The 10054-nt window shown below is 71.7% G+C and carries 12 protein-coding genes and 1 pseudogene; 10 read left to right on the top strand and 3 right to left on the bottom strand.

Features of this window, described 5'->3' with window-relative positions; genetic code table 11:
- Positions 1-282: 282 nt before the first annotated feature.
- The 3 genes from AE652_RS25650 to AE652_RS25640 all read left to right on the top strand — a co-directional run bounded on the left by AE652_RS25650 (position 283) and on the right by AE652_RS25640 (position 1611).
- Positions 283-1146, top strand: coding sequence for a helix-turn-helix transcriptional regulator (locus AE652_RS25650; RefSeq protein ID WP_063780263.1), 864 nt, complete (start codon positions 283-285; stop codon positions 1144-1146).
- The gene (locus AE652_RS25645) at positions 1139-1330 is read left to right on the top strand and encodes a DUF397 domain-containing protein (RefSeq protein WP_049655573.1); all 192 of its coding nucleotides are present in this window, start codon (positions 1139-1141) and stop codon (positions 1328-1330) included. The genes AE652_RS25650 and AE652_RS25645 overlap by 8 nt, the downstream gene beginning before the upstream one ends.
- Before the next feature lie 89 nt (positions 1331-1419).
- Positions 1420-1611, top strand: a complete 192-nt coding sequence (locus AE652_RS25640) for a DUF397 domain-containing protein (protein ID WP_049655571.1) — start codon at positions 1420-1422, stop codon at positions 1609-1611.
- 155 nt (positions 1612-1766) lie between these two features.
- Here the strand turns inward: AE652_RS25640 and AE652_RS25635 are convergent, their stop codons facing one another.
- Positions 1767-2612: a helix-turn-helix transcriptional regulator gene (locus AE652_RS25635; RefSeq protein ID WP_049655570.1), complete on the bottom strand. Its 846-nt coding sequence runs from the start codon at positions 2610-2612 to the stop codon at positions 1767-1769.
- A gap of 193 nt (positions 2613-2805) precedes the next feature.
- On the opposite strand from AE652_RS25635, the gene AE652_RS25630 reads away from it, so the two are divergent.
- The 4 genes and pseudogenes from AE652_RS25630 to AE652_RS49535 form a co-directional block, all read left to right on the top strand.
- A complete protein-coding gene (locus tag AE652_RS25630) occupies positions 2806-3558 on the top strand; it encodes a DUF6879 family protein (RefSeq protein ID WP_049655568.1) in 753 nt (250 codons plus the stop codon).
- Entirely contained in the window at positions 3555-4397 is an 843-nt protein-coding gene (locus tag AE652_RS25625) for a helix-turn-helix transcriptional regulator (RefSeq protein WP_049655566.1), read from the top strand. The genes AE652_RS25630 and AE652_RS25625 overlap by 4 nt, the downstream gene beginning before the upstream one ends.
- 138 nt (positions 4398-4535) lie before the next feature.
- The gene (locus AE652_RS47475; RefSeq protein ID WP_181970350.1) at positions 4536-4694 is read left to right on the top strand and encodes a hypothetical protein; all 159 of its coding nucleotides are present in this window, start codon (positions 4536-4538) and stop codon (positions 4692-4694) included.
- A 3-nt stretch (positions 4695-4697) separates the two neighbouring features.
- A pseudogene (locus tag AE652_RS49535) lies at positions 4698-5372 on the top strand (methyltransferase domain-containing protein); the annotation flags it as partial.
- Positions 5373-5948: 576 nt separating this feature from the next.
- On the opposite strand, the gene AE652_RS25615 reads toward AE652_RS49535, so the two are convergent.
- A complete protein-coding gene (locus tag AE652_RS25615) occupies positions 5949-6929 on the bottom strand; it encodes a helix-turn-helix domain-containing protein (protein ID WP_159028560.1) in 981 nt (326 codons plus the stop codon).
- A 113-nt stretch (positions 6930-7042) separates the two neighbouring features.
- On the opposite strand from AE652_RS25615, the gene AE652_RS25610 reads away from it, so the two are divergent.
- On the top strand, positions 7043-7660 hold the full coding sequence (locus AE652_RS25610) for an RICIN domain-containing protein (protein ID WP_049655562.1): 618 nt from the start codon (positions 7043-7045) through the stop codon (positions 7658-7660).
- A gap of 23 nt (positions 7661-7683) precedes the next feature.
- The gene (locus AE652_RS25605) at positions 7684-8283 is read left to right on the top strand and encodes an RICIN domain-containing protein (RefSeq protein WP_049655560.1); all 600 of its coding nucleotides are present in this window, start codon (positions 7684-7686) and stop codon (positions 8281-8283) included.
- 123 nt (positions 8284-8406) lie between these two features.
- Here the strand turns inward: AE652_RS25605 and AE652_RS25600 are convergent, their stop codons facing one another.
- On the bottom strand, positions 8407-9465 hold the full coding sequence (locus AE652_RS25600; protein ID WP_049655558.1) for an alpha/beta fold hydrolase: 1059 nt from the start codon (positions 9463-9465) through the stop codon (positions 8407-8409).
- Between the two features lie 369 nt (positions 9466-9834).
- Here AE652_RS25600 and AE652_RS25595 point away from each other — a divergent pair.
- The coding region (locus AE652_RS25595; protein ID WP_234348532.1) for an AAA family ATPase at positions 9835-10054 on the top strand (220 nt) is incomplete at its 3' end.

Genomic DNA, 10054 nt, shown 5'->3' with positions numbered 1-10054 from the left:
GTCTGCCGCGCGACCGCGATGGTGGGGGTGTTGATGTGACGCATGGGAGTTCTCCCGAGGCGTGAGTGAGGGGGAACCGGCGGAACATGTGTCGCCGTGAGCCAGGCCGGTGGAGAAGGACATGGCTGCTCTGCGGTGCTTGCTAGCAGGCGTTACTGACGATCCGTCGGACCGATGTGAGACCGACCCTAGCGCAGACGGTCTCAATTTTGAGCCGAGAGGCGGGGAGGTTCCCCCGAACGTGGCAACTCCACCGCCCCGACCTGCGGCAGACTGGTCATCATGGCGCTACGACCGAACCCAACCCTTCGCCAACGGCGGATCGGGACAGAGCTGCGGAGGATGCGGGAGCAGGCCGGCCTCGGCGGCAGTCAGCTGGCGCGCAAGCTCGGCATCCAGCCCGCGCAGATCACACAGATGGAGAGCGGGAAGGGCGGGATCAGCGTCGAACGATTGCGAACCATCGCTACCGCATGCATGTGCGACAATCAGCCCCTGATCGACGCGTTGGCCGGCATGACCTCGGAGCGTGGAAAGGGCTGGTGGGAGGAATACCGAAACCTCTTGACCATCGACTTCCTTGAAGTCGCAGAGCTTGAGGGCCATGCCAAGCGGATCACCTTCTGCAACACCGTCTACATTCCTGGACTTCTCCAGACCAGGGCATACGCAGCGGCGGTGTTCGCTCGGCTCATCCCTCCCTTGCCCCCGCAAGACATCGAGACGCGAACGACTTTCCGCCTCCGACGCCAGGAGGTTGTCCGATCCGGGGCGACACCTCTTCGAGCCTTCATCCATGAGGCCGCTCTGCGCATGCAGTTCGGCGGACCTGTGGTGCTCATCGATCAGCTTGCCGCGCTACTGGACGACTCAGAGCAGCCCGGGATCTCCGTACGAGTGGTGCCGTTCGCCATCGACACCTTTCCGGGCGCTGGCGAGAACCTGATCTACGTCGAAGGGCCGGTCCCTGAGCTGGATACAGTCGAGATGGATGTTTCCCAAGGTGCGCTGTTCTTCGACTCGCCGACCAACCTCGCCAAGCACCGAACCATCTTCTCCAGCCTGGACTCCAATGCCCTCGGCGAAGACGAATCGCGCGACTTCATCCGATCCATCATGAAAGAAGTAAAGCCCGCCCATGCCTAGCTCAAAGTGGCAGAAGTCCAGCTACAGTGCCGCAAGCAATGAATGCGTCGAGGTTCGCACCATCAGCGGGCTGGTCGAACTCCGCGAGTCCGACGAGGGCCACCTCGCCCTCCGCACCACCCCCACCGCCCTTGCCGCCCTCCTCCACGGTGTCAAGGCCGGCGAGTTCGACCACCACGCCTGACGGTTCCGTTCCGCGCCCCTCGCCCTCCCGGGGCGAGGGGCGCAACACAAGACTCCATCCGATCTGCCAGAAGGAAGTGGAAGACAGCAATGCCTGAGTCCCACTGGCAGAAGTCCAGCTACAGCGCCTCAAGCAACGAGTGCGTCGAGGTCCGTACGGCCAGCGGAGCGGTCGAACTCCGCGAGTCCGACCAGAGCCACCTCACCCTCCGCACCACCCCCACCACCTTCGCCGCCCTCCTCCACGCCCTCAAAGCCGGCGAGTTCGACCACCACGCCTGAACCCTGTGCGCAGGAAGTCGGCCCGCCCGACTTCCTGCGCAGACACCCCACCGAACCGCTCCGACACCGTCGTCCCCGGCGCCGGGGACCGTTGTCCGCCACCCGGCGGGTCCTTGCGCTCCGCAAGGACCCGCCGACAGAGGGACCCTGCTTCCTCAGTGATCATCAGGCGGCACCCGCCAGGACCTGACGATCACCCGGTGTGCCGCCGGACCGTACACGGCGCTCTCCGCCAGCGCGTCCCATGCCCGGGTGTGGAGCGCGACGTCCGCCGGATCGTCCAGCCACATCTCCGCGTGCCAGGACTCGGTGATCACCAACGTGCCGTCATGGATCGAGAACCCGACTCCCGCAGGCACTTGCAGATCGGCTTCGAAAGGAACGATTCCCAACCGGACGTTCCCACCCGCCAGCCACGGCGTCAAAGCCCTCATCTGGGCGGCCATCGCGGCCGGCGAGCAGAGGCGGGACAGGAGCGCCCCTTCCCACACCAGGAAGTGGAACGAACGCGAGCGATCGGCGAGCACCCTCTGGCGCTCCATCCGAGCCGCCACCGCCGCCTCGACATCACGGATCGAGGGATGGACCCTGGTGTACCGGGCGAGGACCGCCCGAGCGTACTCAGCCGTCTGCAGCAGGCCGGGAATGAGAGTCGGATCGAACGACTGACGATGCCCGGTCTTCCTTCCCTGCGCGGCATGCGCCTCCTGCACCGGTCGCGCGCCACCCGCGAGCTGGCGCCTCCACGACCGGTACTGCGTCTCCAGCGTCCGTAGTCGGCCCACGAGTTCGGCAGCGGCGTCAGGCTTGCCGACGGCCTCCGCCCACGCGACAAGATCCGCCGTGCCGGGCGACTGCCTTCCGTTCTCCAACGTGCTGACCTTGGACTGCGGCCAACCCAACAACGCGGCCAGGGCGCGGCCGGACAAGCCGCTCTCGGTGCGGAGTTCACGCATCCGGGCACCGAGGGCAACCCGTGCCTGCTGAAAGTCGGTACTCACATGACGGAAACTACCTGAGCCCGGAACTCCGCGTAGCGCACCGCGTGGTGCCAGGCGGCGTCACGGGCCCGGCAGGCGCGAGGGAGCACCACACCAACCGCCCACCGCAGGAGAATATTCGAGAATCCTCACTCACTCCACGTGATCCTCCGGGCATCCTGAGTCAGCCTGATCGACTTCGAGGGGAGTGGCCATGAGCCGACGACTGCGGTACATCGGGAGCACCTCGGACAACAGCGGATGCCCGACGCTCTACGAGGACGCGGAGACCGGGGAGGTGATCGTGCAGGGAGACCTGGTGACCGATCCCGACGAGATCGCCCAGCTCCGCGCCGTCAAGCCCGGCGAGGGATTCGTGACCGTGCCGCGCACGCTGCTCGCCGACTTCGCGCCGCGCGACGTGGACCGCGAACGCGTGCTGGTCGGCTACGACGAGTTCGAGGAGATGTTCACGACCTGCCAGCACACGGCCTTCCGGCTGGAGACCCGCCGCCGCTACCGGTCGGACGAGGAGTCCGAGACCTACCAGCAGTTCGTGGCCGGACAGGCCCCCGCATGGGACCTGGACCACCCCTGGTGCCGCACGCGCCGCGAACAGTCGGACCTGGGCAAGCGGTTCGAGCGGGTGCGCATCATGGACAACCCGCCCACCGTCGGCCAGCGGTACCTGCTCAACAACTCCGAGCGGAACGGCCTGGTCGGCGAGGACATCCGCTACCTCTGGCGTGCCGACGCCGAGCGGCTCGGCCTCCCCGCGGAGGACGCCTGGCTGTTCGACTCGCGCTACCTCGCCCTGCTGCACTTCGACGCCGAGGACGACATCACCGAGATCGAGGTGATCACCGACCCGGTGAAGGTGGCCCGCGCCTGCCAGGAGCGGGACGCCGCCTGGCACTACGCCACCCCGCACCGCGAGTTCGCCGCTGGGGTACCGTCCGGCATGTGAGCACCGACTTCCAGCACGCCAGAACCGCCCTCGGCCTGCGGCTCCGTGAGCTGCGCGCCGGGGGCGGTCTCACCGGCCGGCAACTGGCCGACCGGCTGGGCTGGACGCAGTCCAAGGTCAGCAAGCTGGAGACCGGCCGGCAGACGGCCACCCACGACGACCTCAAGGCGTGGGCCGAAGGCGTCGGGCAACCCGGAGCGGCGGCCGAGCTGTCGGCGAGGCTGCGCGCCTTCGAGTCAGGGACCCGCTCCTGGCGGCGGCAGTTGGCCGCCGGGCACAAGCCGGTACAGGACACGCTGACCGCCGAGCACGACCGCTCGACGGTCATGCGCGCATGGCAGAACTCCACGATCGTCGGCCTGCTCCAGACACCCGACTACGCCCGGCACGTCTTCAGCGCCTTCGTCGACCTCCACCGGTCACCGCGCGACGTCGAGGAAGCCGTACGCGCCCGCATCCAGAGGCAGGAGAGCCTGTACCGGCCGGGCCGGAAGTACCACATCGTCATGTGGGAGCCGGTACTGCGCAGTCTGATCTGCCCCCCGGCCGTGATGGCCGCCCAACTCGACCGGCTCAGCGGCGTGATCGGGCTGGACACCGTCTCCCTGGGCATCGTCCCGTTCGAGGCCTCGCTCACCTTGCCGCCGGCCAACGGCTTCTGGATCCACGACGACCGGCTCGTCGTCGTCGAGGACTGGCACGCCGAACTCTGGCTCGACCAGCCGGACAACGTGGCGCTGTACCGGCGCGTCTGGGACACGCTGGCCGACTCCGCCGTCTACGGCGCCGACGCCCACCGGGTCATCGCGCGGTGCCGCCGGGCTCTCGGGGACGGGTGAGGAATCCCCGCGAACTCCGCTCCCAGCGGCTCGAATACCCGAGAATCACGCGCCCGCCCTCGCATCGGACACGCCTAACGTGCTCACTGACACCCGTGAGCAGCACGGGAGTCGACCGAAAGCAAAAAGGGGAAGCGCATGCCCGAGTTCGACGGTGGCAAGCACGGTGGCGGCCAGGGCAACGGCCAGGGCGGCGGTCAGCAGGACGACTCCAGCAGCGGCAACAAGCACGGTGGCGGCGGCAGCGACGAGGGCGGGAACACCTCGGACGGCAGCGGCCCGGCGTCCGGGCACTGAGGTATGAGCGACCGGCACGAAGCGGAGGCCGGCCGGGCCAGGCTGGCCTCCGCGCTCATCGCGAACGGGTCCCTCGCCCCCGACTGGCTGGCGTCGTACCACGCCGTTCCGCGCCACTGGTTCGTCCCTGACCTGATCTGGCCGGGCCGGGCGGACGGGGTGCGCCAGGGCGAGTCCGTGCACCGGTTCGCCGATCCGGACGGGTGGTTGGGCGCCGTCTACTCCGACGCGCCGCTCACCACGCAGTGGGACGACGGCGAGCACAGCGGGTTCGACCGCGGCACCGTGCCCACCTCGTCCAGCTCCATGCCGACGATGGTGTTCTCCATGCTCGCCGCCCTGGGCGTGGCGGACGGCGACCGGGTGCTGGAGATCGGCGCCGGCGCCGGGTGGAACGCCGCTCTGCTCTCCCACCGCGCGGGGGCCGGGAACGTCGTCTCGGTCGAGGTGGACGAGGACAGCGCGGCCGCCGCACGGCACCGGCTCGCCCGCGCCGGGTACCGGCCCCGGCTCGTGGTGGGCGACGGCTCGGAGGGCTTCGCCGACGGCCCGCCGTTCGACCGGGTGATCGCCACCTGCTCGGTCCACCGGATTCCGTACGCCTGGATCGAGCAGTCCCGGCCCGGCGCTGTGATCGTCGCCCCGTGGGCGCCCGAGTACGGCGGGGAGGCCGTCGTCCGGCTCACGGTCGGCGACGACGGCACGGCGAGCGGCCGGTTCGTCAGGTCGTCCGCCTTCATGCGGCTGCGCCGGCAGCGGACCGTTCGGCCCGGCAGCCTGGAGTACCTGTCCGGGCCGTGGCCGGCCGACGGGGCGGTCTCGTCGACGGCCCTCTCCCCCGACGCCGTCGGCGGGTGGCCGGCGATGTTCGCCATCGGCGTGCAGGTGCCCGGCGCGTTCCCGCTGACCGAGCGGTACGCCGACGGCACGTACACGCTGTGGCTCCACGACACGGCCGTCACGTCCTGGGCCACCGCCGACTGGGAGCCCGGCCGGACCGCCTACGAGGTGGTGCAGTCCGGCCCTCGCGGCCTGTGGGACGAGGTGGAGGCGGCCTGGCGCTGGTGGCGTCGCCGGGGGCAGCCCGGCTTCGACCGGTTCGGGCTCACCGCCACGCCCGAGGGGCAGACGGTGTGGCTGGACAGGCCGGACAACCCCGTACCGGCGCCGCACTGCCGGAGTGGGAAGTCGGCCCGGCCGACTTCCCACTCCGCGCCCCCGCCCTCCCCGGGCGGGACGCGACCGGGCGTACGTCTACACCGCTCCGCCGAGCCGCTGGTAGAGGACGTGCCGGGACTGCCGGGTGCGGCTCACGAGGCCGGCCCGGTGGAGGATCTGCAGATGGTACGAGGCCGTGGCCGGGCTCAGGTACAGCCGCTGCGCGAGCTCCGTCGTGGAGCGCGGCTGGCTCAGCTCCGCCAGCAGCCTGCGCCGCATCGCGCCGATCAGCGGGTGGTCCCGCTCGGGCGCCAGGCAGTCCACCGGCCCCGCCGGGTAGACGATCAGCGGGGTGCGCGGCGCCGGCACGCCGGGCGGCTCGCCCGCGCAGAACAGCGCCCAGTCGACGAAGACGCTCGGCGTCAGGATCACCCCGTCCGCGTCCACCGTCAGCCGGTGGATGCTGCCCGTCCGCAGGTGCACGATCAGCTCGCCCTCGCGCCACTCCAGGTTCGGCGCCAGGTGGTTGAGCGCCTCGGCGAGCCCGGACCGGGCGATCTCCGACGCCCGCGCGGTGACGTCGGCCTCCAGCCTGGCCCGGATCCCCGGCCACGACGTCGCCAGTGCCCCGTGCCAGAACCGCGCCATCTCGTCGGCGAGGCGGCTCGCGACGTACTCCTCCCCCCGCTCCAGGGCCCGCAGCAGCTGCCGCGGCGGCGGGTGGCCGGAACCCCGGTCCCACGCGTGCCCGTTGACGGCCCCCGCCAGTTCGTAGTGGACCCGCTCCCGCGGGGTCGTCGCGATCTGGTGCAGCGCCGTGTCGATGTCGGTCAGGAACGCCGGGGGCTCCGGCCGGATGAAGTCCGGCGCGTACCCGAGCGGACCGCCGCCGCCGACCACGGCCAGCAGCCCCAGCCGGTTGCGGGACAGCGCCTCCGTCGCCCTGGCCCGCCACTGCGGGGTGAGCGTGCCCGGGCTGAAGCCGACGAGGCGCAGCAGGTCCTTCGCCGCGCCCACCGGTGAGACCGCGAACCTGACGCCCCCCAACCCCCGGGCCCCCAGGCGGATCCGGATCACGCGCGCTCCCCCTTCGCCAGCCCCTTCGAAAGAAATCGAATCATTCGATCGGTCGATCGGCTTGGCGTTTGCTGGATTCACCGCACAGTCCAGCCCCGAGAGGAACAGGACCCGTGATCGTTCACAAGAAGCTGGCCGCCGTCGCCGTCGCCACGGCAGCCCTCGTCGTCGGCGCCACGGGCGCGGCGTCCGCCCAGGGCGCCGGGTCGGCCGAGTCCGCCGGTGGTGCCGGTCACGTGGCCTGGAGCCAGGGCCAGACGCCCGGCACCCAGGCGGGCACCCAGGCCGGCGCGCTCACCGCGGGCCTGTACGTCCGGATCTACAGCCTGTACCGGGGGACCACCGGCCAGTGCCTGGACGCCGACGCCACCAACGGCGGCAACGGCACCCGGGTGCAGGTGTGGGGGTGCAACGGCACCGCCCAGCAGGAGTGGTTCCTGTCCACCGACGGCAGCCTGGAGAACGTGCGGTTCCCGGGCATGTGCCTGGACGCCGACACCAACGGCGGCGGCGGCAACGGCACCCGGGTGCAGCTGTGGCAGTGCAACGGCACCACCCAGCAGAAGTGGTACCACCCGTCCGGGGACCTGGCCATCTACAACGTCCGCTACAACAACGGCAACAACACCGTGCTGGACCGCGACATCAACGTCGCCGGCAACGGCGCCCAGACCCAGCTGTGGGTCAAGAACTTCCAGTCCCAGCAGTGGTGGGACATCCGCACCGCGTGACGCCGACCCGGAGGAGACCACCCATGCCAACCACCGGCCACAGCACAGCGGCCCGCCCCCGGACGAGGCTCTGCACGGGGGCCCTCGGGCTCCTCGCCGCGCTCGCGTTCGCCGTCGGGGCGACGCCGGCCTCGGCGTCGGCGCCGACCACGACGGGGCAGGGCGGCGCGGCCTCGTCCCCCTCGGTCAGGGACGGGGAGATCGTGGAGCTCTGGAACTACAACAGCCAGCACTGCCTGTCGGTCGGGGCCGGGAGCACGGCGGGCGGGGCCGGGATCATCCAGTGGTCCTGCTACGGCGGCGCCGAGCAGTACTGGGGCCTCTACCCGATGCCGAACTCCGGTGGCGGCTACGAGATCGTGAACAAGAACAGCGGCAAGTGCCTGGCCGATCCGGCGAGTTCACCGAACGCCGGCGTCCAGCTGATCCAGTACGGCTGCGACAAGGGGCCGGAGCAGACCTGGTACTTCGGCTCGAACCCGGACACGGGCTTCGCGCAGATCAGCAACCGGGCGAGCGGCCTGTGCGCCGCGGTCGGCGGTTCGAGCACGACGCCGGGCGCCCCGGTCGTCCAGTGGCCCTGCACCGGCGGCTCCGAGCAGCGGTGGACGACGTCCGGTTGACGGCCGGACGACCGGACGGCCGCCGGTGACCGGGTCTCGCGGCTTCTCCCCCACGAAGCCGCGAGACCCTGCCCGACGCGGCCCGGCCCGACGTAGCCCGGACGGCCGCCTGTCCATTCGCCGTCAGAGGCGGTCGGCGTCCAGGACGGCCCGGGCGAAGGCCTCGGGTGCCTCCTGGGGGACGTTGTGGCCGACGTCGGGCAGGGTGCGGTGGAGGTACGGCCCGGTGAAGAGGTCGCGGTAGGAGGCGCCGTCGCCGGGGGCGGTGAAGGGGTCGCGGCCGGGGTCGAGGGTGACGGTGGGCACGGCGATCCGGGGGCGGGCGGCGAGCCGGTGCTCCAGCTCGTCGTAGCGGCGCTCGCCGTCGGCCAGGCCCAGGCGCCAGCGGTAGTTGTGGATGACGATCGCCGCGTAGTCGGGGTTGTCGAAGGCGGCGGCGGTGCGCTCGAAGACGGCGTCGTCGAAGGCCCAGGTCGGCGAGACCTGCTGCCACACCAGGCGGCACAGCTCGCGGCGCCTGTCCCGGTCCTCCATGGCGAGGCGCCCGCGTTCGGTGGCGAAGTAGAACTGGTACCACCAGGTGTGCTCGGCGGCGGGTGCCAGCGGCTCCTTCTGCGCCTCGACGTCGGTGATCAGGTAGCCGCCGACCGAGACCAGGGCCCTGACCCGCTCGGGCCACAGCGCGGCGATGATGTCGGCGGTGCGCGAGCCCCAGTCGAAGCCGGCCAGCACGGCCCGCCGGACGCCCAGCGCGTCCATCAGGGCGAGCACGTCGAGGGCGACGGCGGACTGCTGGGCGTTGCGCACCGTGCGGTCGGACAGGAAGCGGGTACTGCCGTGGCCGCGCAGGTAGGGGACGATCACGCGGTAGCCCCGGGCGGCGAGCAGCGGGGCGACGTCGACGTAGCTGTGGATGTCGTACGGCCAGCCGTGCAGGCAGATCACGGCGGGGCCGTCGGCCGGCCCGTCCTCGGCGTAGCCGACATCGAGCACGCCTGCCCGGACCCGGGCCAGGCGGGAGAAACCGGTCCGGCCGGGCACGGGGGACCCGGCCGGACCAGCGGGGGCGGCAACCCCGGCGGCCCCGGCGACCCCGGCGGCCGGTGGCAGGGCGGCCAGGGGCAGCGCGGTGGTGCCCGCGCCGAGTCCGACGGCCCTGGTGAAGGTGCGCCTGTCGATCATTCCGGTTCCTCCGCCTTCGCGAACATGCCGCCCGGGACCACGAACTGACGGTTCGTCAACGTACCGGACCACCGCCGGGTGCCGTGGGCAGCACCCCGGGACGGCCGGGGCACGGGTGGCGCCCGGGGCCCCGCCGGAGCGGGCCGGACGGGACCGGGTGGGGGTGAGGGGACCCGGGTTGCGGGTGGGGGCCCGGGTGGGAGGCAGGCGGCGGCGACGGCGCCCCGGCGGCGAGCCCCGGGCGCGGCCACGGCATGATGTGCCCATGGCCTTCGCACCCCTCCTCGGCGAGCGCCGCGCACGTGAACCCGCCGGACGGCCGTGAGCCGGCCGGTCGAGCCGGGATCGCCCGGCGCCGGATTCGCGTTCGTGGGACGTCAACCTGAACTGGACCGTCTCACCGACTCCATGCTCCGCCCGCCCGCCGTCGTCCTGATCGAGGGCGAGGCCGGCCTGGGCAAGTCCCGCCTGGTGGCCGAGGCCGCGGCCCGGGCCGCCGCCGCGGGCCGCCGGGTGCTGACCGGCTTCTGCCACCCGCTGCGCGAGCCGCTGCCCTTCGGCCCGGTGGTGGACGCGCTGCGCGGCGTCG

Source organism: Kitasatospora sp. MY 5-36, assembly GCF_001182915.1.
Classification (GTDB): Bacteria; Actinomycetota; Actinomycetes; order Streptomycetales; family Streptomycetaceae; genus Kitasatospora.
Note: the sequence above shows the minus strand (reverse complement) of the source record. Positions and strands in the feature narration are given on the sequence as shown.